We start from the raw sequence: 25,688 nt of genomic DNA on the forward strand, positions 1-25,688 counted from the left end.
TCCTTCTCGCCGCGGTGCCGACCTGCGGTTTTCCCGCAGAGGGCCCGATATCAGACCTCGAATCGCGTACGCATCCGGGCGGGGCGCGCACGCACCCGGAGGGACGCCCCGCCAAAGCGGTGCCGCCCGCCGAGTGCTATGCTCGATGCCGGTCCAATCCGAACTAACGAACGGGAGGTACCGCCCCATGGACGAGATGACATCCGTCACCGCTGACGACCTCGCCTGCGCCCGCGAGGAGTTCTTCTCCGAGCGCGCCAACGTGGTCGCCAAGAACGCCGTGAGCTCCGTCGGCATCCGCGCCGCCGCGCGCGTGCCCGAGGGGGTCGCGAGAAACGCCCTGACCTTCGACGTCGAGGTCACGCAGGGCGAGCGCTGCAACCAGGAGCGCTCGGGCCGCTGCTGGATGTTCGCGAGCCTCAACACCATGCGCTACCGCGTCATCAAGAGGTACGGCCTCAAGACCTTCGAGCTCAGCCAGGCCTATCCCCTCTTCTGGGACAAGCTCGAGAAGAGCAACTGGTTCTTCGAGAACGTCCTCGACACGCTGGACGAGCCGCTGGACGGCCGCCTCGTGAGCTACCTCCTCGCCGACCCCATCGGCGACGGCGGGCAGTGGGACATGTTCAAGAGCCTCGTCAAGAAGTACGGCGTGGTCCCCAAGGAGGCCATGCCCGAGACCGCCTGCTCGCGCAACACCCGCGAGATGGACTCCTACCTCACGCGCTACCTGCGCGGTGCCGCCAGGCGCCTGCGCCAGAGCCACGCGGCCGGTGTCGGCGCCGACGACCTCGCGGCCATGAAGAAGGAGATGATGGGCGACGTCTACCACCTCCTCGTGACCTGCCTCGGCGAGCCGCCCGCGAGCTTTGACGTCCGCCTGCGCGACAAGGACGGCAAGCTGGCGCTCTCCGGCACCTTCACGCCCGCCGCGTTCTTCGACGAGGCCGTGGGCATGGACGTGGACGACTACGTGAGCCTCATCTCCGCCCCCACCGCCGACAAGCCCTTCGGCCACACCTACACCGTGAGCCGCCTGGGCAACGTGGTGGAGGACGGCGGCGTGCGCTACCTCAACCTCCCGATCGAGCGCCTCAAGGAGTGCGCCGTGGCCCAGCTGCGCGAGGACCTGCCCGTGTGGTTCGGCTGCGACGTGGGCCAGAGCTACCTGCGCGAGGAGGGCATCATGGACACGGCCGCGCTGGACGTGGACGGCCTTCTCGGCTTCCCGGTGGAGGGCTGCATGGACCGCGCCGAGCGCCTGGACTACGGCGAGTCGCTCATGACCCACGCCATGGTCCTCGAGGGCGTGAACCTTGACGAGGGCGGTCACCCCACGCTCTGGAAGGTGGAGAACAGCTGGGGCAAGGACCACGGCCGGGACGGCTTTGACACCCTCTCCGACGCATGGTTCGACGAGTACGTCTACCAGGTCGTCGTTGACAAGAAGCACCTGACTGACGAGGAGCGCGCCGCCTACGAGACCGAGGAGCCCCGCGTGCTCGCGCCGTGGGACCCCATGGGCTCGCTCGCGCGCGTCCGCTAAGGAGGGCAGGAATGACCGACTACTCCGCCGGCGCCATCGCGCCCGCAACCTCTGACGAGCTCGCCGCGTCCTTCTCGGCAGACCGCGCCAACCGCGTGGCGAGAAACGCCGTGACCTCGATGAACGTCCACGCCTCCGCGCGCGACGTCTCGCGCATGCGCACCTACCACGACACGTTCTGCGTGAGCCGCCTGCGCACGGGCAAGGTCACCAACCAGCGCCACTCCGGCCGCTGCTGGATGTTCTCCGCGTTCAACGTGGCCCGCGCGGCCACGATGGAGCTCCTCGACGTGGACGACTTCGAGTTCTCCCAGGCCTTCGGCTTCTTCTACGACAAGCTCGAGAAGTTCAACGTGGGCCTCGAGTACGTCATCGAGACCGCCGCGCTGCCGCTGGACTCCCGCGAGGTCTCCGACCTGCTGGAGCACTCGATGGGCGACGGCAACTACTACCCCGCCGCGATGAACATCATCAAGAAGTGGGGCCTCGTGCCCAAGGACGCCATGCCCGAGAGCGCCTGCACCAAGGACGCCGACCAGATGAACGCCCAGCTCGACCGCCTCTTCCGCAAGAGCGCCATGGAGCTGAGGCGCATGGCCGCCGCGGGCGCGGGCGTGGGCGAGCTGCGAGCCGCCAAGGAGGGCATGGTCGCCGACTGCCACCGCGTGCTCTGCGTCTGCCTCGGCGAGCCGCCCGCCACGATCGACGTCGAGGTCCCCGTGGGCGAGAAGTGCCGCGTGCACGCCTCCATGCTCGTGGAGCAGGAGGGCGGCACGGCGCCCGACGGCAAGACGCGGCGCCTCCTCGTGGACCGCGGCATCACGCCCCGCGAGTTCGCCGAGCGCTACGTCCCCTTCGACCCCGATGACTACGTGCAGCTCGTGCACATGCCCGGCGAGAGCCGCCCCTTCGGCCACGCGTTCCACCGTCGATTCTCGGACACCATGGCCGGCGGGCGGGCGCTCAGGATGCTCAACGTGGGCATCGAGGTGCTCGAGGACGCCGCCGTGGCGTCGCTCTCCGCGGGCGTGCCCTGCGAGATGGCCTGCGACGTGGCGCAGCAGTTCCCGCGCAGGATCGAGGACTTCCCCGGCGTGCTCGCGTGCGACACGATGGACTACGAGGGCCTCTTCGGCGTGGACCTCTCCATGGGCCGCGCCGAGATGATCGACGCGCACGAGACCCGCAACACCCACGCCATGACGTTCCAGGGCGTGGAGCTCGGTGACGACGGGCGCCCGGTGGCCTGGCGGATCGAGAACAGCTGGGGCGAGGACGCCTGCAAGAAGGGCTACCTCGTGGCGAGCGCGGAGTGGTTCCGCACCTATGGCGGCGAGGTCGTCGTGCGGCGCGAGTTCGTGCCGGCCGAGGTCCTCGACCTCTGGGACAACGCGCCCGTCGAGGAGGTCGACCCCTGGACCACCATCGGCATGGCGATGGCGCCCCGGCTGTAGGTCCTTCTCGCCAGGCGCGGGTCCTTCTCGCCAGGTGGGAGCCCTGCTCGCCAGCATGCGTAAACTCAATTTGCCGGACTTCTTGAGTTACGCGTCCAAAAGTTCGAACCGTCGAATACGTAACGCCGGATTTTGTGGCAGACACGACCACAGATCCGGCGTTACGCGTTCTCGGCGCATGCGCAGACTCGAATGTCCGGAAAGTCGCGATTGCGCGTGGCGAGAAGGACGCGGGGCCGCGGTCGGGACGCCCGGCCCGCTAGAACTCTGCGAAGCGGGGCTCGCCGGCGCGTGCCAGGTCCTCGCCGTTGGCGAGCTCGCGGGCCGCGGCGAGGAAGCGCCCCTCGTCCCCTGAGCGAAAGACGCAGGAGAGCTGCACGTCCTCGGCGAAGAGCTGGTCAGCGACCTTGCCCCCGCAGTCGGAGACGAGCCGCGTCACGCGGTCGTAGAGGGCGTAGGGAAGCTGTGCCGTCACCGGGGTCACGAGCGTCATCTCCACGATGGCGCCCTCCCCCTCGGCGGCCGCCACGGCGGCCTGCGCAGCGGCGGTGTAGGCGCGCACGAGGCCGCCGGGACCGAGGAGCGTGCCCCCGAAGTAGCGCGTGACGACGCAGCACACGTCGGCGAGGCCAGCGCCGCGCAGCACCTCGAGCGTGGGCATGCCGGAAGTGCGGCTGGGCTCGCCGTCGTCAGAGCAGCGCTCGCGGCCGTCGGCGAGGATCCACGCGGGGACGTTGTGCCGGGCGTCGTGGTGGCGGGAGCGGACCTCGGCGATGAAGGCCTCGGCGTCCTTCTCGCCCCCCACGTGGGCGAGCTGAGCGATGAAGCGGCTGCGCCGGTCCTCGACCTCGCCCGTGACCTCGATGCCGCCGCGCAGCGTGCGATAGCCCCCGGGGGCCGCGCCCTCCCCAAGCGTCATCGGTCCGTGCGCAGCACCGCGCTGCCGGCGGAGACGAGCGCGTCGTCCGCGGCGGACTCGACCCGCGAGAAGGACTCGGAGTTGGTGACGGTGACGATCACGGTGTCGTCGAGGCCGCTCCTCTCCAGCAGGGCGCGGTCGAAGGAGATCAGCGGGTCGCCCGCGCGCACCTGGTCGCCCTTGCCCACGAAGAGGCGGAAGCCCTTCCCGTGCAGGCGCACGGAGTCGACCCCCACGTGCAGGAGCACCTCGGCGCCGGCGTCCGTCCTAATGAGCAGGGCGTGGCGCGTCTTGACGTCGGCCATGACCGTGCCGGAGACCGGCGAGAACGCCACGGCGGGGCCGTCGGCCGCCTCGCGCGGCCTGATGCCGACCCCGGCGCCGAGCATGCCCTGCGCAAAGACCGGGTCCCCCACCCGGTCGAGCGAGACGACGCGGCCCGAGACAGGCGCGCTCACGACCCCGGGATCGTCCGCCGCCGCGACCGGGGCTGGCTTTGCGGCGCGACCGGCGCCGATGACTTCGAGCAGACCCACGTGCAAAAACCTTTCGTCGAAGGCGCGCCGCCGCTCGACGGCGCGCGCTCGCGTTATGGCCCAATGTATTGTAGTCCACCTCATGTCCACAGAAAACCGTTCGAATCATGCTAGAATCATCGGACGCGAGGTGGGCCAGGCGACCGCGGGGCGCCCGTGAGGGCGTCATGAGGAAAGTCCGGGCTCCACAGGGCAGGATGCCGGCTAACGGCCGGGCGGGGTAACCCGACGGAAAGCGCCGCAGAAAAGAAGACTCCAACTGGCCGGCCCTCGGGCCGCGCAAAGGGAAAAGCTGAAACGGTGGTGTAAGAGACCACCAGCGCCGCGGCAACGCGACGGCTTGGCAAGCCCCATCCGGAGCAAACGCAAATAGGAGCGCCATGGTGTGGCCCGCACTGCGCTCGGGTTGCGCGCTAGAGGCGGACGGTGACGTCCGCAGTAGATAAATGGCCGCCCACGACAGAACCCGGCTTATAGGCCCACCTCGCGTACCGTGTGCCAAATAAGCCTGACGCCAGTGGCGCGCCCGTCTTCCCGGGATGAGAACATGTGTCCGGTCCCTGTGCTACCCTACTCTCAAACAGATGTTCGGGAGAAGGAGGGCGGATGGACACGCTCGACAAGCTCGGCATACTCGCCGAGGCCGCGCGCTACGACGCGGCGTGCACCTCCTCGGGCGCGATGCGCGCGCCGCGCCAGGGCAGGCTCGGGGCCACGCAGCCGGCGGGCTGCTGCCACGCCTTCACGCCGGACGGGCGCTGCGTCACCCTGCTCAAGGTCCTGCTGTCCAACGCCTGCTCCCATGACTGCGCCTACTGCGTCAACCGCAGCTCCGCCTCCTGCGCGCGGGCAACGTTCGCCCCGCGCGAGCTCGCCGAGCTCACGGTGGACTTCTACAAGAGGAACTACGTGGAGGGCCTCTTCCTCTCCTCCGGCGTCCTGGGCACGGCGGACGCCACGACGGAGCGCATGGTCGCCTGCCTGCGCGTCCTGCGCGAGGACCTGCGCTTCAACGGGTACGTGCACGCCAAGGTCATCCCCGGGACGTCCCCCGAGCTCGTTGACGCGCTCGGTCGGCTGGCGGACCGCCTCTCGGTGAACATAGAGCTCCCGAGCGCGACCTCCCTCGAGGCGCTCTGCCCCGAGAAGAGCCGCGACGCCGTGCTGCGCCCCATGGCGCAGATCCGCTCGAGGCGCGCGGACGAGGAGCGGCGCCTGCTCGCGGACGGCAGGGCGGCGGACAGGCGCAGGCTCGCGTCGCGGGGCGAGAAGGACGGGCGGGAGGCGCGACCCTCCCCCGACGGCCCCCTGCCGCTCTTCGCCGCGGGGCGGGGCTCGGCGCTCGCGCTCACCACGCGCCCGCGCGCCCGCGTGGGCCCCCGCGGGCGCGCCTTCGCCCCGGCGGGCCAGTCCACCCAGCTCATCGTGGGCGCCACGCCCGAGGACGACCGGCACGTCCTCTCCCTCTCCAAGGCGCTCTACGACCGCTTCGACCTGAGGCGCGTGTTCTTCTCGGCCTACATGCCGCTCATGGACGACGAGCGGCTCCCCGATCCCGGCACGCCCGTGCCGCTGCGTCGCGAGCACCGCCTCTACCAGGCAGACTGGCTCATGCGCTACTACGCCTTCGAGCCGGAGGAGCTCGTCACGGAGGAGGAGCCCTGGCTCGACCTCGAGGTGGACCCCAAGCTCGCCTGGGCCCTGCGGCACATCGACCGCTTCCCCGTCGAGGTGATGGACGCGCCGCTCGAGCTGCTGCTGCGCGTGCCGGGCGTGGGCCCCGTGGGCGCACGGCGCATCGTGGCCGCTCGGGCGCGCGGGCCCGTGACCTTCGACGACCTGCGCGCGCTGCGCGTGACGCTGAGGCGGGCGCGGCACTTCCTCACGTGCGGCGGCGTTCGGGACGAGGGGAGCCCGCTCGACGAGGGGCTCATACGCGAGAGGCTGGTGAGCGATGCGCGAGGGAGCGCCTACAACAGGAGACGCGCCGAGCTCGAGGGCGCCCAGCTGCGCCTCTTCTGAGGTCGAGCGCATGGTGGGGGCAGTCGCCGAGACCGCGCGGCGCTACGGCGTCCTTCTCGCCTGCGCGCCGGGTGCCGAGGGCATCGTGGCCTCGGTGGGGGTCGGCTACCTCGCCCACGTGGGCGAGGGGTCGCTCGAGCTCTGCCGGGCGGACGCTGTGCAGCCGCGCCTGGGCCAGGTGGCGCTCGGCCCGCTCGACGCGGCGGACGAGGGCGTGGTCGGGCTCTCCGAGCGGGTGCTCAAGGGCTTCCGACGCAAGACGGGCCGCGAGTGCGCGCGGCGCGCCCTTCTCGCCTGCTCGTCCGACGACCCCTCCGCGCCCGAGGCGGTCCATCGCTACCTGAGGCTCGGCTTCTCCCGGCCGCACGAGCTGCACGCCCGCGCCACGGACAAGCGGGCCCTCGCCGTGGACGACCTCGCTCGGCACGTGCTCTCCGAGGTCGAGCACGCGCGGCAGTTCGCGCGCTTCTCGAGAAGGGCGGACGGGTCGTGGGTCGCCGCGATCGAGCCCGCGGCGGACGTCGTGCCCCTCGTGGCGCCCCACTTCGCCCGACGGATGGGGCCGGAGCGCTTCTGCCTCGTGGACCCCGCCCACCGCGTGGCCGCCCTCCACGAGGCGCGCGCCGCCCGCTGCGTCGTGGTGCGCCTCGACGAGGCGCTGGCGCGGCGGCTGGCCGCGCTCGGCGAGGACGACCTCGCGGGTGACGAGCGCTACGTCCGCGCCCTCTGGAAGCGCTTCTACGACCATGTCTCGCTCCCGGGGCGCGAGGCGGCGGAGCGCGGCTACGACCTGCGGACGAAGTTCGTCCCCGTCCGGCTGCGGGGCCGCATGACGGAGCTCGACCCCCGCTCGGACGATGCCGGCGCCCACGTGCCGGCCCGCTACGCCGGGGGCGGCGAGGGGGCGGCCGCGCCCGGGTGCGCCGAGCATGCCCCGGCGCACGGAATCGCTCTCTGAGCGGCAAGATCCGTGCGCGGGGGCATGCTGGGGCGGTCCGTGCGCGGGGGCATGGTCACGAGGGCACGTCCTTCTCGCCGGCGCCGTCCCGCGCCGACCGAGCATGCCTTGGCACCCACATCGGCCGAGCATGCCCGGGCGCACGGTTTTGAGCCGCAGGGGGCCAGAGGCGTGCGTGGGGGCATGCTCGGCCGATGCGAGTGGGCGTCAGGCGGCGACCACCTGGTACTCGAGTCGCCATGTGCCGAGGTCCATCTCCCCAGCCCCGCACGAGGGGTTCCACCCTCCGGCAAGAGCGCGCACGGGAACGCCGTGGCGACACTCGGGCGGGGGCCCGAAGGGGATGCCGTAGAGGCGAACCCAGCGCCAGAAGCTCGCCTCGTTTACCACCTCGCCGAGCGAGAAGCGCGCCACGCGCATGTTGTAGGCGGTGATGCGGGCCTCGCGGCGGCGCTCGCCGGCGATGACCGCCTCGAGGCCGAGGCCGCCCATGAATGCGGGGTCCACATACTTGACCAGACCGTCGAGCTCCCCCGCGACGGGCCTCCCGTCCTTGCCGAGCCACGTGAAGTCGACCCTGAACCAGCCGTCCTCGTCGAGCGGGTCGGCGAGGCGGACCTGAATGGCCGGGAGCGCCACCCCGCGCTCGATCATGATGGCCCGGGCCACGGACTCCCCGCCGCTCTCCGCGCGAGAGTCGGCCCAATCGCAGGTGGCGAGTACGCGCGCGATGCCGCGGTGGCCCGCGAAGGAGCGGCGCAGCAGCCGTCGGAGCGCCCCGCGCCCCATCCCAGTCAGCCGGAGCACGGAGTCCGCGACGGCGAGGGCGTCGGGAAAGCGCGCGTCGCGCATGCAGTCGAACGCGGTGCGCTCGAGCGAGGTCACGCGAATGCCGCCCACGACCTCGGCCTCCCCCACGTCGATCTGGTGGCGGACGATGCGGGCGGCGAGCCTCTTGCCGTCGCGCGGGCCGCAGACCACGTGCGTCCTTCGAAGCGACGCCCAGGAGACGGAGATGCCTCGGACGAGCGCGGCGGAGGGGCCGCAGAAGACCCAGTCGGGGTGAAGCGCGGCAAGCCCGCGGATGATGCCGAGGGCGCGTTGCGGGGGCTTGAGCGAGCGCCAGTGGACCCATCGGGCGTAGATTCCGGGAACCGGGGATATGATGCGGTCCTCTTCCGCGGTCCGGCGCCGCCTGACGCGCCGCTGGAGCGCGGCGCAATCCGCCCGCGACGCCGGCGCGAGGCAGGAGCCCTCCGCCTCGGCGCGCGCCAGCTCGGCCCCGATCCGCTCGTCGACCTTCCTGCTCATGCCCGCCTCCCCTCTCCGGTGTAAAAGGGCCGCCATTCTCCCACGGAGGGGCTCTCCCGGACGGGGGCTTTCGGCGGGCGGCGGTCATGACGGCCATCTCCATGCCGCCGCCATGCTCGAGCATGCCCCTGCGCACGGATTTGGCCGTCTGGGAGACAAAACCGTGCGCAGGGGCATGTTCGGGGAAAGCGTGCAGGATGGCATGCGCGGAAGGGGCAATCGGCGAGCGGCGGGCGGAAGCGGGAGGCGCGAGCATGCCGCGACGCACGTTCTTCTCGCCACGCGGGTCGTGAGGCAATCCGTGTCCGGAGGCATGCTCGACATCGGGGACAGGGGGCGAGAAGAACGCGCGGGGACATCGCGAGCATGCCTGGGCGCACGCTTTGGCCGAGCATGCCCCCACGCACGGTTCTAGTCCACGGAAGGCGGAATCCGTGCGTGGGGGCATGCTCGCGAGGGCGCATCCTTCTCGCCGGCGCCGTCCCGAGCCGCCAACGCGACGCGAGACGAAGCGGCCCCGCACCCAGAGGGGCGCGGGGCCGCGAGAGGGCTATGGTGCGAGGGCCTAGTCGAGGTCGCCGAAGTCGGCGAGGCTCACGGCCGGGGTCGCGGGGGCCGCGGGCGCGGCGACGCGGGCGGGCGCGGAGACGGGGGCGTCGGCGTGCGTGGTGCCGGCAGAGCCGTTCGGGGCGCTCGAGAGCGCGACCTGGGCCGGGAAGACGGCCTCGGCGTCGTCCATGAAGTGCTGGAGGAGCTTCTTGTACTCGGAGCGGAACTCCTCGCGGGAGGCCTTGAGACGGTCGATCTCGTCGAGCTCGTTCTGCTTCTCGGCGAGCGCCTGGCGGATGACCTCGCGGGCCTTGGCGTCGGCGTCGTTGCGGATCTTCTCGGCGTTGTCGCGGGCCTCGGCGACGAGCTTGTCGGCGGACTGCTGCGCCACGATGAGCACCTGGGAGATCTGGCGCTCGGAGGCGGTGATGGCATCTGCGGGCGCGGCGGCAACGGGGGCGGCGACGGTGGCGGAGCCGTGCTCCTCCATGCTCGCGATCTGCGCCTGCGCGGCGGAGAGCTGCTGCTCGGTGGAGGTCAGACGGCCCTTGAGGTCGGCGATCTTCTGAAGCATCGCGTCGACCTCGGCGGAGAGCTGCTCGAGGAAGGCGTCGACCTCCTCGGTGTCATAGCCGTGCTTGGAGGGAGAGAAGGTCTGCTGCTCGATGTCTGCTGGTGTGATTGCCATTCTTGTTCCCTTTCGCTTCGCAGGACGCGGGCTGCCCCGCGTGTCCGTACCGTACCAGTCTACAAAATGATGGCGAAGAGCAGCCTCTCGATGAGGCTGAGCGCCAATATCGCCACAATCGGCGAGAAGTCGACCCCCATGACCGGCGGTATGAACCGGCGGAAGAGGCCGAGATAGGGCTCGACGAGCATGCCGAGGGCTCCGCGAATGTCCTCGAAGAGCCCCGATCCCGTGCGCGGCACCCATGACAGGATGCACCAGATCACGATGACCCAGCCGTAGATGTCAATCAGCCGTTGAAGGAGAACCGCGATGTTGTAGAGCCCCATGCCCTGCCTTTCGAATCCGAGACGTCACTCTCGTGATGGTACCCGCTCCCGGACGTTCCTATCGGTCGCCCGCAAGCTCCCGCGTCCGCGCGAGCGCCGCGTCGACGGCCTCCTCCGACCCCTCCACGAGCAGCGGCTCGAGCTCGCGCAGCGCGGCGGCGGTGGTGCCCCCCGGCGAGGTCACCCGCTCCATGTACGCACGCGGGTGCACCCCCTCGGAGAGGAGCTGCTCCGCGCAGCCGCGCATCGTGGTCTCGAGGAGCTCTCGGCACGCCGCGGCGGGAAGGCCCGTCCTCACGCCGGCGCGGGTGAGCGCGTCGACGAAGAGCGAGAAGAACGCGGGCGCGGTGCCCACGACCGCCCCGGCGGCGTCGAGCTGGTCCTCGCGCACGACGCACGCGGTGCCGAGCGCCGAGAAGAGCTCGCGGGCGAGCTCGACGTCGGCCGCCGTGGCGCGCGGGCCGGCGCACACCGTGGTGGCGCCGGAGCGGACCTGGACGGGGAGGTTGGGCATCACGCGCACCACCCGCGAGCCAGGGAGCGCCGATGCGATGGCGGCGGTGCCCACGCCGGCGGCGATCGAGATGACGAGCCTGCCCGCGGCGGCCTCGGCGATGTCAGCCATGACGTCGCCTATGACCTGCGGCTTCACCGCGAGGATGACGACGTCGGGGCCGTCCGCGAGCAGGTCCGCGGCGTCCGCGCACCCCGCGATCCCGCAGGCGGCGAGCGCCTCGACGCGGGCCGGGTCGCTGTCCGCCACGCGCACGGCGGAGGCATCGAGCTCCCCCGACTCAACGAGGCCCCGGGCGATGGCGCCGCCCATGGACCCGCCGCCGACGATGCCGACGGTCACGCCCAGCTTGCCCATGACGCCTCCCCTACCGCACGAGGTCGCCGTCGGCGACCAGCTTGTCGAGGTCCGACTGCGAGAGGTCGACGTCGGCCGGCAGCACGGCGAAGACGCGGTCGCCGAGCTCGCGGACCTCGCCGCCGAGGCCGAAGGAGAGGCCGAAGCAGAAGTCGAGGATGCGCTTGGCGGTCTCGATGTTCGTGTTGCGGAACACGATGACGACCGGCTGGTTGGTGCGCACGCGGCGCACGACCGTCTGGACGTCGTCGTAGGAGACCGGCTTCAGGACGTAGGGGGGCAGCTTGCCCGAGCTGACGCGCGAGACCGGCTTGAGGCCGACGTCGCCGGGCGTCGCCTGGGAGGTCGGGCGCATCACCGAGGTGGCGTCGGAGTGGTAGCTCGGCTGGTAGGACGGCTCGACGGGCGACGGGGCGGCATAGGTGCTCGGCGCGGGGCGCGGGGCCGCGCTCGCCGGGCGCTCGGCGCCCACGGGGCGGCCGGAGCGCGTGTAGACCGAGACGCTCTCCGCCTCGGGGCGCGGCGTGTTGCCGAGCAGGCGCGGGCTCGACCCCGCGTCGCGGCGGCGGGGCTCCTGGGCGCCGGAGTAGCCGTCGTCCTCGTAGCCCTCGTCGTAGTAGTCGTCCTCGTAGTAGTCGTCGTCCGAGCCGCCGCGCAGGCGGTCCCTGATCGAGTCGAGGAAGCCCATGTTCTTCTCCTTCCATGCGACGCGCCGGCGCACCGGCGCGCGGCCCAGCTAGTCTCTCAGGGCGTAGCCCTGGTCGAACACGCACCTGCCGAGGCGGACGAGGGTCGAGCCCTCCTCCACCGCGATCTCGAAGTCATCGCTCATGCCGCAGGAGAGCTCCGGCAGGGGGAGCCCCGTGCGGGCGCGCAGCTCGGAGGCGAGCTCGCGCAGGCCGGAGAACGTCCGGCGCGCCGCGTCGGCGTCGCCCGCGGGCGCCATCGTCATGAGCCCCAGCACGCGGATACCGGGGAGCGCCACCACGCCCTCGGCGGCGGCGCGCAGCTCGTCCGGGGAGAAGCCCGACTTCGAGGCCTCGCCCGACACGTTGGCCTCGAGCAGGACGTCGGCCACGATCCCGCGCGCCTCGCAGCGGGTGGACACCGCCTCGGCGAGGTGGGCCGACGAGATCGAGTGGATGAGCGCGACGCGCCCGATCACCTGGTTGATCTTGTTCTTCTGCAGGTTGCCGATCATGTCGAAGCGCACGCCCGCCATCTCGGGCGACGCCGCGGCCGCCTCGAGCTTGCGGACGAGCTCCTGGGGGCGGTTCTCGCCGAAGGCGTCCCACCCGGCGCGCCGGGCGAGAAGGACCTCGTCGAAGCCGACCGTCTTGGAGACCGCGATCGCGGAGACCCCCGCGGCGTCGCGCCCCGCGCGGGCGGCTGCGGCGCCGATCATGTCGCAGATCTCCCGGCGGCGCGTCTCGAGGAAGCGGGCGTATGACTCGTCGCGCTCGCTCATCTGCACCACCCCTCCTCCGTGGCGCCCGCCGCGGGCCAGCCCGCGGGGCGCCTTCCCATGAGGGCGACGGCGGCATGCCGGCCGCAGGTGCCGCCCTCGGCACGATACGAGAAGAACCGGTCGGTCGCGCGCGCCGTCGAGACGTCGCACACGGCCACCCTATCCGCCGCAACGCCCGCGCCCTCGAGGGCGGAGGTCACGGCGAGGGCGAGGTCGAGGTTGCGCGGGGCGCGGGCGACGCCCTCGCCGAACTCGCCCACGAAGATCCCGAGGAGCTCCTCGGAGACCTCGTAGTCCCCCGCCCCGATGTGCGGGCCCACGTAGGCGAGAAGCTCGCCCGCGCCGCAGCCCGCGGCCTCGGCGAGCGCGCGCGCCGCCTTGGCGGCGATGCGCGCGAGCGTGCCGCGCCAGCCCGAGTGGACGACGGCGAAGCCGCCGGGCGCGACGAGCACCACGGGCACGCAGTCGGCGAAGCACATGAGGACCGGGACCTCGTCGGCGACGCACACCACGGCGTCGGCGCCGGCGAGCGCCTCGGCGCGCGCGGCCTCGAGCGCCGCCGGGTCGGCGGAGCGCACCGTCACCACGCGGTCCCCGTGCACCTGATGAGGGCACACGAGCCGCTCGAGCAGGTCCGCGGCGCCGAGGGCGGCGAGCGCCCGGCGGCGGTTCTCCGCCACGCGCACGGGGTCGTCCCCGCAGCGGTCCCCGAGGTTGAGCGAGGCGTACGGGGGCTCCGAGACCCCGCCCGCCCGCTCGGTGAACGCGAACGTGACCCTGCCCGGGACCGACGGGTCGGTCAGCAGGGTCACGTCGCCCGAGCGATGTCTCTCGAGGGAGGGCATCGCTAGATGCGGCTGCGCTTCAGGAAGTCGGGGATGTCGAACTCCTTGTCGTTGTTGGACGAGGAGGACGACGGGCGGCTCGCCGGCGCGGGAGCGGGCGCCGGGGCGGCCTGGCGCTCGCGCGAGGACGGGCGGGAGACGCTCATCGTGGGGAGGGTCTGCTGGACGTTGGCGTCGCTGAAGCCCGTGGCGATGACGGTCACGCGGACCTGGTCGCCGAGGGACTCGTCGACGACGGTGCCGAAGATGATCGTGGCCTCCGGGTCGACGTTCTTGGCGACGAGGTCGGCGGCGTCGTTGATCTCCTGGATGCCGAGGTCCTTGTTGCCCGCGATGGAGAGAAGGACGCGCGTGGCGCCGTCGATGGAGCTCTCGAGCAGGCGGCTGGAGATGGCCTCCTCCGCCGCGTCGGTGGCGCGGTTGTCGCCGGAGGCGGTGCCGATGCCCATCATGGCGGTGCCGGAGCCCCTCATGATGGTGCAGACGTCGGCGAAGTCGAGGTTGATGAGGCCGGGGACCGTGATGAGGTCGGTGATGCCCTGGGTGCCCTGGCACAGGACGTCATCGGCCATGCGGAAGGCCTCGAGCATCGTGGTCTTCTTCTCGGAGAGGTCGAGCAGGCGGTCGTTGGGGATCACGATGAGCGTGTCGACGTTCTCGGAGAGGTTGCGGATGCCCTCGACGGCGGAGTTGTAGCGCTTGCGGCCCTCGAAGGTGAAGGGCTTGGTGACGACGCCCACGGTGAGCGCGCCCACGTCGTTCTTGGCGATGTCGGCCACGACGGGCGCCGCGCCCGTGCCGGTGCCGCCGCCCTCGCCGGCGGTGATGAAGACCATGTCGGAGCCGGCGAGCGCCGCCTTGATCTCGTCGCGGGAGTCCTCGGCCGCCTCCTTGCCGACCTCGGGGTTGGCGCCGGCGCCGAGGCCCTTGGTGATGTCGGTGCCGATGTGGACCTTGATGTCGGCGTCGGAGATGGCGAGCGCCTGCGCGTCGGTGTTCACGGCGACGAACTCGACACCGCGAATGCCCTCCTCGATCATGCGGTTCACGGCGTTGGTGCCGCCGCCGCCCACGCCCACGACCTTGATCACGGCGAGGTAGTTGTTGAGGGTGTCGGTGTCCTTGATCATCGTGTCCTCCTCGAAGGGCCTTTCGTGCTGCGTTCTGCTTTCGATTTTTCTTCCTGCCGGTCGCCTCGGCGCTGGCAGAAACCCTAAAGCTCAGGTTAACGTCGACGCTCTAGCGAAAGCGACGTATCTTGGCACACTTGAGGGTCTCGCGTCAAACGGTTTGGCGAAATCATGGAGTCCGCAGGTAGCGGGCCCGCCGCTCACCCTTGAGACTTTTCGGCGACAGGTCAGGCGTCGCCCTCGGCGGTCGCGTCGACGGAACCCTCGAGGTCCCCGCCGCCGTCCGCGGAGCCGTCGTCAGAGCCCTGGGACGCGTCCTGGGACCCCTCCCCGTCCGAGCCCTCCCCCTGCGAGGCGTCGTCGGAGCCCTGCGCGTCGGCCGAGCCCTGCGTTGCGTCGGCCGTGGCCTGCCCCTCGTCGGGGGCCGACGCCGAGACGCCGTCGCCCGCCTCGACGTTGTCGGAGTCCACGAGGCGCACGGTCGGCCTCACGGCGGGGTCCGTGACCACGCGGACGTTGATGTAGGTGACCGCCCCGGGGTGCTGTTCGAGCGTCCGGGTGACGACGGTCTCCTTCGCCGCGATGTCGGTCGGCGACCCCAGCAAGATCTCGACGCCGTTCTTGAGGGTGCAGGTGATGCTGTCCGGAGAGGCGGCCGAGAAGCTCACCACCTGGGAGAGGAACTCCTCCGAGAAGCCCCTCCTGAAGGCGGCGACCGCGTCGAGGACCTCGTCGGTGGCGACGGAGCCCGCGGCCGGGGAGACCGTCGCCGGGACGTCGGTGATGAGCAGGCAGCCGTCGGCGAGCGCCTGCGCGAGCGCCGCGTCGTTCACGGACTGGCCCTCGGCGGCCTCGATCTTGGTGGGCTGGATCCAGACGTCCGCGTCGCCGAGGTACCAGGCGACCGAGCCCGTGTTCATGACCACGAGCGCCTCGACCCGCTGCTCGACGATCTCGATGCGCAGGGTGTGGGGAAAGACCCGCTCGAAGGTCACGTCGGCGACCCAGGGGTCCTTCTTGAGCGCGGCCTCCACGGCGTCGGTGTCGACGTTGAGCAGGGTCGAGCCCGCGGGGACGTGGACGAGGTTCTGGATGTCGGTCTGGGTGACGTGCTCGGTCGGCTCGGCCTCGACCGACTCGATGAGGAAGACCGCGGAGTCCCTGAGGACGAAGAGCGCCACGAGCCCCACGAGGGCGAGCGCGACGAGGCCGCCTGCGACCATGAGGACGACGCGCAGGACCTGCCCGCGCTGGTAGCGCTGGCGCCGCTCGCGCCCGGACGCCGCGCTCGGCGAGCCCGTCTGGCGCGCCATGGCGGCGGCGCGGTCGAGAAGGGCGGGGCGGGGTGAGCCCGCGGGAGACGCCGCCCTCCGGGACGCCTTGGGGGCTGGGGCCTTCGCGGCCTTGGGCGCCTTGACCTTGGCCGGCTTGGCCTTCGCGGGCCTGGCCTTGGGGGCGGGGGCCTTCGCCTTGGCGGGCTTGGGCATGCTCAGCTTCGCCTTGGCGGGACGGGACGCCTTGGGGGCGGCCGCCGGCGAGACGGTCCTTCTCGCCACGCCGCCGGAGGGGGCCGCCGCGCGGGCGGCAGCCGACGAGAGCGGGGACTTCTGACGCGGCGTCGGCCGCATGCCGGGGTTCTTTGCCATCTTCGCCCTTATGCCCCGAAGCCGAGGAGCTTGACCTCGCACGCGAGGTCCACCCCGTAGCGGGCGAGCACCTCGTCGTGCGCTCGGCCGATGAGCGCGATGACGTCGGCGGCCGTGGCGCCCCCGCGGTTCACGATGAAGTTGGCGTGCTCGGGCGAGATCTGCGCGCCGCCGCACGAGGCGCCCTTGAGGCCGCACGACTCGACGAGGATGCCGGCCGAGCGCTCGGGCGGGTTGCGGAAGACCGAGCCGCAGCTCGGGGCGCCGAGCGGCTGTGCCTCGCGGCGGCGGCGCAGGCGCTCCTCCATGTCGGCGGTGATCTCGGCGCGCGAGCCGGGCTCGAGCGCGAGCGTCGCCTCGAGGATGATCTCGGAGGTGGGGATCGAGGTCGAGCGGTAGCCCCACTCGATGTCGGACCCCTGGTAGCGGTGCAGGCCCTCCCCCGGGCGCAGGACCACGAGGTCGCGGACGCGCCGCCCGATCCACTCGTGGCGCGTCCCGGCATCCATGGAGATGGCGCCGCCCGCGGTGCCGGGGATGCCCACGCAGAACTCGAGGCCGGAGAGGCCCGCCTTGAGGGCCTCGTTGACCACCTTGGAGAGCGCGGCGCCGGCGCCCACGGTGACGGCGCCGTCGTCGCCGATGGCGATGCGGGAGAACTCGTCGTCGAGCGTGATGACGCAGCCGTCGTAGCCGCGGTCGGCCACGAGCAGGTTGGAGCCCTTGCCCACGATGACCCAGTCGACGCGCTCGGCGGCGAGGACCGCCACCGTCCGCGCGAGGGCGGCGTAGCTGTGCGCGGCGACGAACAGCGCCGCCGGCCCGCCGATGCGATAGGTGGTGTGGCGCGAGAGGCGCTCGTCGCGCAGGACGTCGGCGTCGATCGCGCCCGAGAGGGTCATGTACGCGTTGAAGACGCTCACGAGGCGCGACCGCCCTCTCGCTCACGCATGGCCTCGATGAAGGCGGGGCCGAGCGTGGTGACGTCGCCCGCGCCCTGGGTGACGAGCAGGTCGCCGGGGCGGACGAGCCCGCAGAGGTCCTCCACGAGCTGGCGGCGGTTGGGCACGTACGCGACGTCGGCGACGTGCCCGTTGCGCTGCACCGAGGAGACGACCGTCTTGCCGGAGACGCCGGGGATGGGCATCTCCCCGGCGGAGAAGACGTCCATGACGCGCAGGACGTCGGCGTGGTCGAAGGCGGAGCCGAACTCCTCGGCGAGGTTCTGGGTGCGCGAGTAGCGGTGCGGCTGGAAGACGCAGACGATGCGCTCGAACGGCAGGTCCGCGGCTGCGGAGAGGGTGGCCGCCACCTCGGTGGGATGGTGGCCGTAGTCGTCCACGACGGTCACGCCGGCGACGTCGCCCACGTGCGTGAAGCGCCGGCGCGCGCCCTTGAACTGGGAGAGCGCGGCGGCCGCCTCGCGCTCGTCGAGCGAGAGGACCGAGGCCACGGCGATCGCGGCGGTGGCGTTGGCCATGTTGTGCCGGCCGGGGTTGGCGCTGATGGTCACCGCGACCTCGTCGCCGGAGGGCAGCCGGACCGAGAAGGAGCTCTCCAGGCGGTGGCGCGCCTCGCCGGGCACGCACACGAAGTCGCACGACGGGTCGAAGCCGTAGGTCACCACGCGGCGGCCGGTCGAGCGGGCGAGGTCGACGACGTGCGCGACGTCGCCGTTCACCACGACCGTCCCCTCCTCCCCCACGAGGCCCATGAAGGTGCAGAAGGTCTGCTCGAGGTTCTCGAGGGTGCCGTAGTGGTCGAGGTGGTCCGCCTCGATGTTGGTGACCACCACCACGCTGGGGTTGAGGTAGAGGAAGGAGCCGTCGGACTCGTCGGCCTCGCACACGAAGTGCTCGCCCGCGCCGTTGCGGCCGTTGGTGTCATAGCCCTCCACGACGCCGCCGATGAGGAACGACGGGTCGAGCCCCATCTTGTCGAGCATCGTGGCGACCATCGAGGAGGTGGTCGTCTTGCCGTGCGTGCCGGCGACGGCGACGGTGCGCTGGGTGCCGGAGAGCCAGGAGAGCATCTTGGCGCGCGGCCAGATGGGGATGCCCAGCTCGCGGGCGCGCATGACCTCGGGGTTGGTGTCGGGGATGGCCGTCGAGGTAACCACGACCTGCGGCGCGACCTCGTCGATGGTCGCGGCCACGTGCCCGACGCGCACGTCGATGCCGGCGGCCTCGAGCTCGCGCACGTAGTGGGAGCTCTTGAGGTCGCTGCCGGTGACGCGGCAGCCGCGCTCGTGGAGCACGAGCGCGATGCCGCTCATGCCGGCGCCCCCGATCCCGATGAAGTGGGCGCTCGTGACGTTCTCGATCTCTGCCATCAGAAAACCCTCCGTGCTCATGGAAAGGTCGAATCCCCTACGACCCTCTACTGTAGCCGATGGGCGGCCCTCAACGGCCGGCATACGCCACTCTCCACTCCGTCTGCGGGGCGCCGCCGCCCGTCCTTCTCGCTTGTCCTTCTCGACTGCCGGGATCGGGCGGGCGGCTCCGCGGGGGCTTCGCGACGTTTCGCGGGGCCGGAATGTCGCCTCGGCCCCGCACGGCAGGTCCGCGGGGCGTTCGCGACGCTTCGTGAGGCCGGAGTGTCGCCTCAGCCCCGCACGGCAGGTCAGCGGGGGCTTCGCGACGCTTCGCGGGGCCGGACTGTCGCCTCGGCCCCGCACGGTGGGTCAGCGGGGGCTTCGCGACGTTTTACGTGCGTGGAGCGTCGCCTCAGCCCCGCACGGCGGGTCCGCGGGGCGTTCGCGACGCTTCGCGGGGCCGGAGCGTCGCCAGAACCCCGCACGGCGGGCGCGCGGGGGTTTCGCGACGCTTCGCGGGAGCGCGGGCCCTCACGCGCGGGCGGCGGCCTCCACCTGGTCGGCGAGCGCGGCGGCGGCGCGGGCCTGGCCGAGGCCGCGGGCGGCGGCCCTCATGGCGTCGCGGCGGGCGGGGTCGTCCACGAGGCCGAGGAGCTCCTCGGCGAAGACGGGCTCGTCGATGCGCGCGTCGGCGAGAAGGACGGCCGCCCCGGCGTCCGTGAGGAAGCGGGCGTTGGTGGTCTGGTGGTCGGCCGTGGCGTGCGGGTAGGGCACGAGCAGGCTCGGCACGGCGAGCGCCGCGATCTCGGCGATCGATGAGGCGCCGGCGCGGGAGAGCACGAGGTCCGCCGCAGCGAGCGCCTGCCCCATGTTGGAGATGTAGGGCATCACGCGCCAGCGCAGCTGCTCCTCGGGCGTGAGCGCGAGGGCGGAGACCGTCTCGTCGAAGCCGTCGGCGCCCGTGGAGTGCACGACGACGAGCCCCTCGCGCGAGAGGAGCTCGCGCTTGAGGCGGCAGACGCCCTCGTTGATATGCGCCGCCCCGAGCGAGCCGCCGAAGACGAGCAGCATCGTCTCGTCGGGCTCCACCCCAAAGGCGGCGCGGCCCTCCTCGCGGCTCGCGTTCACGACGCTCCTGCGCACGGGGTTGCCGGTGAGCACCACCGCGGGCGCGCGCCTCCCCTCGCGCTCGAAGGCCGCGCGCGCGGCGGGCACCGAGATGCACACGCTCGCCGCGTGCGGGGCGAGCGCCTTGTTGGCGAGGCCGGGCACGGAGTTCTGCTCGTGCAGCACGTAGGGGACGCCCAGGCGGTGGCAGCAGTTGAGCAGGGCCATCTCGACGTAGGCGCCGAAGCCCACCGCCACGTCGGGCGCGCCCTCCTCCGAGAAGCGCCGCGCGATCTGGGACTGCGCGCGCCTCATGCGGTAGAGCGAGCTCGCGAGCGTCCAGGGGCGGGAGCGGTCGAACCCGCTCACCACCACGGGGACCAGCTCGAAGCCCGCCTCGGGCACGAGCCGCCCCTCGAGCTTGGCCTGCTGGCCGAAGAACCTCACGTGGTGGCCGCGGTCGCGCAGCTCCTCGGCGAGCGCGAGCGCCGGGTTGATGTGGCCGGCCGTCCCGCCGGCGGCGATGGCGACCTCGAGGGCGCGTTCGGACATGTCTCCTCCTATCGTCTCCCCCTCGGGCCGCGGCGGCCGCGAAGGCGCTCCGCCGCGTCGGGCCCGAGGTCGACCCTTCTCCTGCCGCGCGCGTCGGTCGTCACCCTGCCCGCCGGGCGGCCGTCCGCGCGCCCGGCGGCGCGGCCTCGCGCGCCCCCGTCCATGACCGTGAGCCTCGGCCCCCGCCCGGCGTCGGCGCCCCGGGCCGAGCGCGGGCGCGGCTCGCCCACGAGCGAGAGGCCCGCGTCGGCGGCGTCGCCCTCGGTCACCCTGAGCGAGCGGCGCGCCCCGTCGTGGGCGGTCTCGGGCAGGTGCGAGTGCGTGGAGACCGAGACGACCATGCCCGCGAGCATGAGGCTCGCGATGACCGAGGAGCCGCCGTACGAGACGAAGGGGATGGGCTTTCCCGAGAGCGGGAAGATGCCGATGACGCCCGCGACGTTGAGCAGCATCTGGATCACGACGAGCGTGGTGCAGCCCGCCGCGATGAGCCTGCCGGCGAGGTCGGGCGCGTGCAGCGCGATCCTGAACCCCGCCCACGCGAAGAGCGCGAAGCCCGCGAGCAGGCCGAGCGTGCCGAGAAGCCCGCACTCCTCGCCGATGACGGCGAAGATGAAGTCGTTGTGCGCCATGGGGAGGTAGGAGTACTTCTGCTTGGAGAAGCCTATCCCCACGCCGAAGAGGCCGCCCGACCCGAAGGCGTAGAAGCCCTGGAGGAGCTGGTAGCCCGCACCATAGGGGTCGGACTCGGGGTTGAGCATCGTGAGCAGGCGCTGGCGCGAGTAGTCGTCCCTCAGCGAGAGCCCCAGAAAGCCCAGGATGCCCAGGACGAGAAAGACGGCGAGGATCCGCTTGGGGACGCCCGCGAGGTAGCCCATCGTGACGATGGTGATGCCGAGCACCATCGTGGAGCCCTTGTCAGGCTGCAGGACGATGAGCACAATCGGCAGGCCCACGCCGATGGCCATGAGCTTCACGAAGGTCCACCAGTCGATCGTGCCCTCCTCGAAGTAGCGCTGCGCGAGGCTCGCCGCCACGAGGACGATCGTGATCTTGGCGAACTCCGAGGGCTGGAGCTGGAAGCCGCCGATGGCGATCCAGCGCGTGGCGCCGTAGGCGTCGCCCGCGGTGATGAAGACGAGCAGGAGCAGCAAGATCGTGCCCGCCCAGATGACGTTCACGAGCCGCTCGCTCCAGAGGTGGTAGTCGCTCCAGGCGAGAAAGACCGCAGCGGCCGTGCCCACCGCCGCGAAGAGCAGCTGCCGCTTGAGGTAGTAGGCCGAGTCGCCGAAGTCCGCGAGCGCGGTGACCGACGAGGCGGAGTAGACCATGAGCAGGCCGAACCCCACGATCACGGCCGTGACGGCAATGAAGACCACCCGGGGGCGCATGAAGCGCTCGGGGACGCCGAAAAGGCCGTCCTGCCCCGACGCCCGGTGCGCCGTCGCGCCGCGCGGGGCCGAGGCGGCGCGCGCCGCGCCGGCCACGCTAGGCCCCCCTCTCGGCGAGCTCGGCGACGAGCGCCTTGAAGAGGCGGCCGCGCTCGGCCATGTTGGAGAACTCGTCGAAGGACGAGCAGGCCGGCGAGAGCAGCACGACGTCGCCCGGGCGGGCGAGGCGCACGGCCTCGGCGAAGGCCTCGCGCAGGTGCGGGGCGCGGACGACCTCCAGGGGCGCCCCGTCCTTCTCGGCGTCCTTCTCGCCGTCCCCGGCGGCCTCGAGGGCGGCGGCCATCCTGGGGCCCGCCTCGCCGTAGCAGACGGCCGCGCGGCACCGCCCGCGCACCGCGGCGGCGAGCGAGGCGAGGTCGGTCATCTTGTCGTGGCCGCCGAGCAGCAGCACCACCGAGCCGGGCGCGAACCCCGTGAGCGCCTTCTCGACGGCGTCGGTGTTGGTGGCCTTGGAGTCATTGACGTAGCTCACGCCGGCCACGGTGCCCGCCGGCTCGAGCCGGTGCTCGATCGGCGAGAAGGACCTGAGGCCGCGGACCACGTCCTCGGCGGAGACGCCGAGCTCGAGCGCGACGGCCGAGGCGGCCAGCGCGTTCTCGGCGTTGTGGAGGCCCACGATCCTGAGCTCCGCCGTCCGGCAGAGCGCGCGCTCGACGCCGTCGAGGCGCACCACGAGCTCGTCGCCGCGCAGGAAGGCGGCGCAGGGGCCGTCCGGCTCCCCGTGCACGGAGAGCCGGCAGACGCGCAGGCCGCGCCCCTCGCAGCGCTCCGCGACGGCCCGGCAGGGCCCGTCGTCGACGGAGACCACCGCGAGGTCGCCCGCGCCGAGGTTGGCGAAGGCGCGCTCCTTCGCCGCGGCGTAGGCCTCCATCGTGTGGTGCCACTCGAGGTGGTCGGGCGTGACGTTGAGCAGCACGGCGACGCGCGGGTGCAAAAGGCGCGTCGTGGCGAGCTGGAAGCTCGAGAGCTCGGCGACGAACCACCCGCCCTCCGGGCGCGCGGGGACGGCCTCGGTCGGCGGGGTGCCGATGTTGCCCACCGCCTCCGCGGGCAGGCCCGCCTCGCCGAGCAGGTGCGTCGCGAGCGAGGTCGTGGTCGTCTTGCCGTTGGTTCCCGTGATGGCGACCCACCGCTCGGGGCTCTCGCGCCAGGCGAGCTCGGGCTCGCCCACGACCTCGCCCGCGCACGCGGCCGCGGAGCGGAAGAAGGCGGAGTCGACCGGGATGCCCGGGGAGGCCACGACGAGGTCGTAGCTGCCGGAGACCTCCTCGGTCCCGAGGACGCAGCGCACGCCCTCGGCCTCGAGCGCGCGGGTGCGCTCGCCCTCCGCGGACGCCGCGCCGCCGAAGAGCGTCACCGAGCGCACGCGGCCCGGGACGAGCGAGGCGAGGTAGCGGGCGGCAGACTCGCCGGTGCGGCCGAGGCCGAGCACGGCGACGTCGCCGAGATGTGACTGAGTGGTGGGACCCATGAGCTCACTCATCCCCTAGCCGAGCTGGAAGTACAGGGCGAAGCCGAGCGCGGCGAAGGCCGCGGCGACGATCCAGAAGCGGATGACGACCTTGTTCTCCGCCCACCCCATCTGCTCGAAGTGGTGGTGGATCGGCGTCATGAGGAAGACCCGGCGGCCGGTGAGCTTGAAGCTCGTGACCTGGATCATGACGGAGAGCGCCTCGCAGACGAAGAGGCCCCCCATGATGAGCGAGGTGACCTCGGTCTTGGTGAGGACCGCGAGCGAGGCGAGCGCGGCGCCGAGCGCGAGCGATCCCGTGTCGCCCATGAAGATCGAGGCGGGGTAGCAGTTGTGCCAGAGGAAGCCCACGCAGGCGCCCGCGATGGAGCCGGCGAAGATGGCGAGGTCGAGCTCGTTGTAGCGGTAGGCGACCATCGCCATGAAGAGCATGACCACCATCGTGCAGCCGCCGGCGAGGCCGTCGAGGCCGTCGGTGAGGTTGACGGCGTTGGAGAGGCCCGCCATGAGGAGGAAGACGAAGACGAGGTAGAGCCAGGGCACCGTCACCTCGACGCCGCCCGCGGGGAAGGTGGTGGCGAGCACGCCCAGGTCGAGCGAGAGCCCGCCCGGGAAGCGGATCTCGGGGGCGATGCCGCAGACGTTGACCGCCACGAGGCAGAACGCGACCGAGATGAGGACGAGGCCCACCATCTTCTGGGACGGCGTGAGCCCGAGCGAGCGGCCGTGGGCGACCGACTCGATGTCGTCGAGCAGGCCGAGCGAGCCCGTGACCAGCGTCACCACGACGGCGAGCACGAGCGCCGGGGTCCACTGCGCGACGAGCCCGCAGGCGACGAGCACGCCCACGAGGATGATGATGCCGCCCATCGTGGGGGTGCCCTGCTTCACGAGGTGGCGCTGCGGGCCGTCGGCGCGGATCTGCTGGCCCACCCCCTCGTGGCGCATGAGGCGGATGAAGAGCGGCATGAGCGCGCAGGTCACGAGAGCCGCGATGCCGATGGCGAGAAAAACCTGGTAGGTGGGATATGAGGGATTCCCGATCACGAGGCAAGCACCCCTTTCACGAAGTTGTCGAGGCCGGCGGCGCGGCTCGCCTTCACGAGCACGAGGTCGCCCTCGGCAAGGACGGGGCCGATGACGCGGACGGCGTCCTCGACCGTGGCGAGGCGCTCCACGGCGTCCTCGGAGAGGCCCATCGTGCGGGCGGCCTCGGCCATCTCGTCGGCGAGCTCGCCCCCGACGAGCACGAGCAGGTCGACCCCCTTGGCGGCGGCGTAGGCGCCCACGTAGCCGTGGAGGCGCGCCGCCTCGTCGCCGAGCTCGCCCATCTCGCCGAGCACGGCGATGCGCCGGCCCTCGCACGCCATGCTGGCGAGCACGTCGAGCGAGGAGGCCATCGAGGCGGGCGCGGCGTTGTAGGAGTCGTCGATCACGCGCGCCCCGGAGGCGGCCCGGACGACGTCGAGGCGCATGCTCGTGGGCTCCATGCGGCAGATGGCGTCCACCGCGGCGTCGCGGTCGAGGCCGGCGCGCCACAGGAGCGCGAGCGCGAGCAGGAAGTCGTCGACGAGCTTCGCGCCCGGAAGGGACAGCGCGACCTCGCGGGACCAGCCGTCGGCGCACGTCACGGTGAAGCGCGCGCGGCCCGAGGCGTCGGTCGAGACGAGCGAGGCGCGCACGAGGTCCTTCTCGCCCGACCCCACGGTCATGACGTCGACGCCCGCGGGACGGGCGAAGCCGTCGGCGATGAAGGGGGTGAAGTCCCCCGAGCTCGCGAGCGCGAGCGCGGGGCCGACGCCGTCATGGGCGCGCATGCCGGAGACGACCTCGGCCTTGGCGCGGGCGATGTTCTCGCGGCTGCCGAGGATGCCGATGTGGCTCGTCCCCACGTTGGTGATCGCGGCGAGCGCCGGGCGGCACGCGGCGGCGAGACGGTCGATCTCGTGCGGGTGGTTCATGCCGAGCTCGCAGACCACGACCTCGGCGTCCTCCGGCGCGGCGAGGACGGTGAGCGGCAGGCCGATGAGGCTGTTGAGGTTGCCGCGCGTGGCGTGGGTGCGGCGCTGCGCGGCTGCGCCGGCGGCGACCATCTCCTTCGTGGTGGTCTTCCCCACCGAGCCCGTGACGGCCAGGACGAGCCAGCCGGGGTGGAGCTCGCGCCAGGCGCCGGCCAGGCGCAGGAGGAACTCCTCGCCGTCGTCCCCCTCGGCGCGCAGGACGGCGCAGCCGGCGGCGCAGGCGGCCTCGAGCGCCTCGGCCGGGGGCTCGGCGGTCGCCACGACCGCGGCGGCGCCCGCGCGGGCGGCGGAGGCGAGGTAGGCGTTGCCGTCGACGCGCTCCCCGGGGAAGGCGACGAAGAGGCGCCCCTCCCCCGCCTCGCGCGAGTCGACGACGACCTCGCCCGCGACGTCGCGCGCGCCCTCGAGAAGGACGGCGGCGCCGGTCGCCCGGGCGATGTCGGAGACGGTCATGCGTAGCATCGTGCACTCCCTTGCGTACGTTCGGGGGCCTCTCCCCC

The 25,688-nt window shown here is 72.2% G+C and carries 22 protein-coding genes and 1 other RNA gene; 5 read left to right on the forward strand and 18 right to left on the reverse strand.

The genetic code is table 11. The features are described 5' to 3' along the window. Window positions 1-187: 187 nt before the first annotated feature. A complete protein-coding gene (locus E0L17_RS02250) occupies window positions 188-1,546 on the forward strand; it encodes a C1 family peptidase (protein ID WP_167929662.1) in 1,359 nt (452 codons plus the stop codon). An 11-nt stretch (window positions 1,547-1,557) separates the two neighbouring features. Further along, window positions 1,558-3,000, forward strand: a complete 1,443-nt coding sequence (locus E0L17_RS02255; protein ID WP_167929663.1) for a C1 family peptidase — start codon at window positions 1,558-1,560, stop codon at window positions 2,998-3,000. A gap of 259 nt (window positions 3,001-3,259) precedes the next feature. On the opposite strand, the gene E0L17_RS02260 is transcribed toward E0L17_RS02255, so the two are convergent. Both E0L17_RS02260 and E0L17_RS02265 read right to left on the reverse strand, forming a co-directional pair. After that, a complete protein-coding gene (locus E0L17_RS02260; RefSeq protein WP_167929664.1) occupies window positions 3,260-3,919 on the reverse strand; it encodes an IMPACT family protein in 660 nt (219 codons plus the stop codon). Next, window positions 3,916-4,455, reverse strand: coding sequence for a PTS sugar transporter subunit IIA (locus E0L17_RS02265; protein ID WP_167929665.1), 540 nt, complete (start codon window positions 4,453-4,455; stop codon window positions 3,916-3,918). The genes E0L17_RS02260 and E0L17_RS02265 overlap by 4 nt, the downstream gene beginning before the upstream one ends. Window positions 4,456-4,582: 127 nt before the next feature. Between E0L17_RS02265 and rnpB the strand changes: the two genes are divergently transcribed. From rnpB to E0L17_RS02280, 3 genes are all read left to right on the forward strand, one after another. Then, window positions 4,583-4,945, forward strand: an RNA gene (gene rnpB, locus E0L17_RS02270) — RNase P RNA component class A. A 116-nt stretch (window positions 4,946-5,061) separates the two neighbouring features. Then, entirely contained in the window at window positions 5,062-6,477 is a 1,416-nt protein-coding gene (locus E0L17_RS02275) for a putative DNA modification/repair radical SAM protein (RefSeq protein WP_167929666.1), read from the forward strand. Window positions 6,478-6,487: 10 nt separating this feature from the next. After that, window positions 6,488-7,435 (forward strand): TIGR03915 family putative DNA repair protein, encoded by a 948-nt coding sequence (locus tag E0L17_RS02280; protein WP_167929667.1) that lies wholly within the window; start codon window positions 6,488-6,490, stop codon window positions 7,433-7,435. Window positions 7,436-7,642: 207 nt separating this feature from the next. Here the strand turns inward: E0L17_RS02280 and E0L17_RS02285 are convergent, their stop codons facing one another. The 16 genes from E0L17_RS02285 to E0L17_RS02360 form a co-directional block, all read right to left on the reverse strand. Continuing rightward, window positions 7,643-8,746: a hypothetical protein gene (locus E0L17_RS02285; protein ID WP_167929668.1), complete on the reverse strand. Its 1,104-nt coding sequence runs from the start codon at window positions 8,744-8,746 to the stop codon at window positions 7,643-7,645. A 565-nt stretch (window positions 8,747-9,311) separates the two neighbouring features. After that, a complete protein-coding gene (locus E0L17_RS02290) occupies window positions 9,312-9,983 on the reverse strand; it encodes a DivIVA domain-containing protein (protein ID WP_167929669.1) in 672 nt (223 codons plus the stop codon). 59 nt (window positions 9,984-10,042) lie between these two features. Further along, window positions 10,043-10,312 (reverse strand): YggT family protein, encoded by a 270-nt coding sequence (locus tag E0L17_RS02295; protein WP_167929670.1) that lies wholly within the window; start codon window positions 10,310-10,312, stop codon window positions 10,043-10,045. A gap of 58 nt (window positions 10,313-10,370) precedes the next feature. Next, window positions 10,371-11,183 carry a pyrroline-5-carboxylate reductase gene (gene proC / locus E0L17_RS02300; RefSeq protein WP_167929671.1) on the reverse strand — a complete coding sequence of 271 codons (813 nt, stop codon included), beginning with the start codon at window positions 11,181-11,183 and terminating at the stop codon, window positions 10,371-10,373. 10 nt (window positions 11,184-11,193) lie between these two features. Further along, a complete protein-coding gene (locus tag E0L17_RS02305; RefSeq protein ID WP_167929672.1) occupies window positions 11,194-11,871 on the reverse strand; it encodes a cell division protein SepF in 678 nt (225 codons plus the stop codon). Between the two features lie 48 nt (window positions 11,872-11,919). Further along, window positions 11,920-12,651 (reverse strand): YggS family pyridoxal phosphate-dependent enzyme, encoded by a 732-nt coding sequence (locus E0L17_RS02310; RefSeq protein ID WP_167929673.1) that lies wholly within the window; start codon window positions 12,649-12,651, stop codon window positions 11,920-11,922. Continuing rightward, window positions 12,648-13,496: a purine nucleoside phosphorylase YfiH/LACC1 family protein gene (locus tag E0L17_RS02315; protein ID WP_167929674.1), complete on the reverse strand. Its 849-nt coding sequence runs from the start codon at window positions 13,494-13,496 to the stop codon at window positions 12,648-12,650. The genes E0L17_RS02310 and E0L17_RS02315 overlap by 4 nt, the downstream gene beginning before the upstream one ends. Before the next feature lie 2 nt (window positions 13,497-13,498). Next, window positions 13,499-14,626 carry a cell division protein FtsZ gene (gene ftsZ / locus E0L17_RS02320; protein ID WP_206108965.1) on the reverse strand — a complete coding sequence of 376 codons (1,128 nt, stop codon included), beginning with the start codon at window positions 14,624-14,626 and terminating at the stop codon, window positions 13,499-13,501. 227 nt (window positions 14,627-14,853) lie between these two features. Further along, window positions 14,854-16,272, reverse strand: a complete 1,419-nt coding sequence (locus E0L17_RS02325) for a cell division protein FtsQ/DivIB (protein ID WP_167929675.1) — start codon at window positions 16,270-16,272, stop codon at window positions 14,854-14,856. Between the two features lie 8 nt (window positions 16,273-16,280). Further along, the gene (gene murB / locus E0L17_RS02330; RefSeq protein ID WP_167929676.1) at window positions 16,281-17,195 is read right to left on the reverse strand and encodes a UDP-N-acetylmuramate dehydrogenase; all 915 of its coding nucleotides are present in this window, start codon (window positions 17,193-17,195) and stop codon (window positions 16,281-16,283) included. Then, complete coding sequence (murC, locus tag E0L17_RS02335; protein ID WP_167929677.1) at window positions 17,192-18,604, reverse strand: UDP-N-acetylmuramate--L-alanine ligase; 1,413 nt, start codon at window positions 18,602-18,604, stop codon at window positions 17,192-17,194. The genes murB and murC overlap by 4 nt, the downstream gene beginning before the upstream one ends. A 513-nt stretch (window positions 18,605-19,117) precedes the next feature. Then, window positions 19,118-20,245 carry a UDP-N-acetylglucosamine--N-acetylmuramyl-(pentapeptide) pyrophosphoryl-undecaprenol N-acetylglucosamine transferase gene (locus tag E0L17_RS02340; protein WP_167929678.1) on the reverse strand — a complete coding sequence of 376 codons (1,128 nt, stop codon included), beginning with the start codon at window positions 20,243-20,245 and terminating at the stop codon, window positions 19,118-19,120. 8 nt (window positions 20,246-20,253) lie between these two features. Further along, window positions 20,254-21,732 carry a putative lipid II flippase FtsW gene (gene ftsW / locus E0L17_RS02345; protein ID WP_353652935.1) on the reverse strand — a complete coding sequence of 493 codons (1,479 nt, stop codon included), beginning with the start codon at window positions 21,730-21,732 and terminating at the stop codon, window positions 20,254-20,256. 1 nt (window position 21,733) lies between these two features. Then, entirely contained in the window at window positions 21,734-23,179 is a 1,446-nt protein-coding gene (murD, locus tag E0L17_RS02350; RefSeq protein ID WP_286163230.1) for a UDP-N-acetylmuramoyl-L-alanine--D-glutamate ligase, read from the reverse strand. A 3-nt stretch (window positions 23,180-23,182) separates the two neighbouring features. After that, window positions 23,183-24,214 (reverse strand): phospho-N-acetylmuramoyl-pentapeptide-transferase, encoded by a 1,032-nt coding sequence (mraY, locus tag E0L17_RS02355; protein WP_167929679.1) that lies wholly within the window; start codon window positions 24,212-24,214, stop codon window positions 23,183-23,185. Then, on the reverse strand, window positions 24,211-25,650 hold the full coding sequence (locus tag E0L17_RS02360; RefSeq protein ID WP_167929680.1) for a UDP-N-acetylmuramoyl-tripeptide--D-alanyl-D-alanine ligase: 1,440 nt from the start codon (window positions 25,648-25,650) through the stop codon (window positions 24,211-24,213). The genes mraY and E0L17_RS02360 overlap by 4 nt, the downstream gene beginning before the upstream one ends. Between the last annotated feature and the right edge of the window lie 38 nt (window positions 25,651-25,688).

This window comes from Olsenella sp. SW781 (assembly GCF_012027725.1).
In the GTDB taxonomy this organism is placed as follows: domain Bacteria; phylum Actinomycetota; class Coriobacteriia; order Coriobacteriales; family Atopobiaceae; genus Thermophilibacter.

What these genes read in the sequence shown, in the direction of transcription:
- E0L17_RS02255 (WP_167929663.1), top strand. Translation starts at nt 1,558, where the DNA reads ATGACCGACTACTCCGCCGGCGCCATCGCGCCCGCAACCTCTGACGAG.
- E0L17_RS02305 (WP_167929672.1), bottom strand. Translation starts at nt 11,871, where the DNA reads ATGGGCTTCCTCGACTCGATCAGGGACCGCCTGCGCGGCGGCTCGGAC.
- E0L17_RS02340 (WP_167929678.1), bottom strand. Translation starts at nt 20,245, where the DNA reads ATGTCCGAACGCGCCCTCGAGGTCGCCATCGCCGCCGGCGGGACGGCC.
- E0L17_RS02250 (WP_167929662.1), top strand. Translation starts at nt 188, where the DNA reads ATGGACGAGATGACATCCGTCACCGCTGACGACCTCGCCTGCGCCCGC.
- E0L17_RS02280 (WP_167929667.1), top strand. Translation starts at nt 6,488, where the DNA reads ATGGTGGGGGCAGTCGCCGAGACCGCGCGGCGCTACGGCGTCCTTCTC.
- E0L17_RS02275 (WP_167929666.1), top strand. Translation starts at nt 5,062, where the DNA reads ATGGACACGCTCGACAAGCTCGGCATACTCGCCGAGGCCGCGCGCTAC.
- E0L17_RS02325 (WP_167929675.1), bottom strand. Translation starts at nt 16,272, where the DNA reads ATGGCAAAGAACCCCGGCATGCGGCCGACGCCGCGTCAGAAGTCCCCG.
- E0L17_RS02290 (WP_167929669.1), bottom strand. Translation starts at nt 9,983, where the DNA reads ATGGCAATCACACCAGCAGACATCGAGCAGCAGACCTTCTCTCCCTCC.
- murD (WP_286163230.1), bottom strand. Translation starts at nt 23,179, where the DNA reads ATGAGTGAGCTCATGGGTCCCACCACTCAGTCACATCTCGGCGACGTC.
- murC (WP_167929677.1), bottom strand. Translation starts at nt 18,604, where the DNA reads ATGGCAGAGATCGAGAACGTCACGAGCGCCCACTTCATCGGGATCGGG.
- E0L17_RS02260 (WP_167929664.1), bottom strand. Translation starts at nt 3,919, where the DNA reads ATGACGCTTGGGGAGGGCGCGGCCCCCGGGGGCTATCGCACGCTGCGC.
- E0L17_RS02360 (WP_167929680.1), bottom strand. Translation starts at nt 25,650, where the DNA reads ATGCTACGCATGACCGTCTCCGACATCGCCCGGGCGACCGGCGCCGCC.
- E0L17_RS02310 (WP_167929673.1), bottom strand. Translation starts at nt 12,651, where the DNA reads ATGAGCGAGCGCGACGAGTCATACGCCCGCTTCCTCGAGACGCGCCGC.
- E0L17_RS02285 (WP_167929668.1), bottom strand. Translation starts at nt 8,746, where the DNA reads ATGAGCAGGAAGGTCGACGAGCGGATCGGGGCCGAGCTGGCGCGCGCC.
- proC (WP_167929671.1), bottom strand. Translation starts at nt 11,183, where the DNA reads ATGGGCAAGCTGGGCGTGACCGTCGGCATCGTCGGCGGCGGGTCCATG.
- ftsZ (WP_206108965.1), bottom strand. Translation starts at nt 14,626, where the DNA reads ATGATCAAGGACACCGACACCCTCAACAACTACCTCGCCGTGATCAAG.
- E0L17_RS02295 (WP_167929670.1), bottom strand. Translation starts at nt 10,312, where the DNA reads ATGGGGCTCTACAACATCGCGGTTCTCCTTCAACGGCTGATTGACATC.
- E0L17_RS02315 (WP_167929674.1), bottom strand. Translation starts at nt 13,496, where the DNA reads ATGCCCTCCCTCGAGAGACATCGCTCGGGCGACGTGACCCTGCTGACC.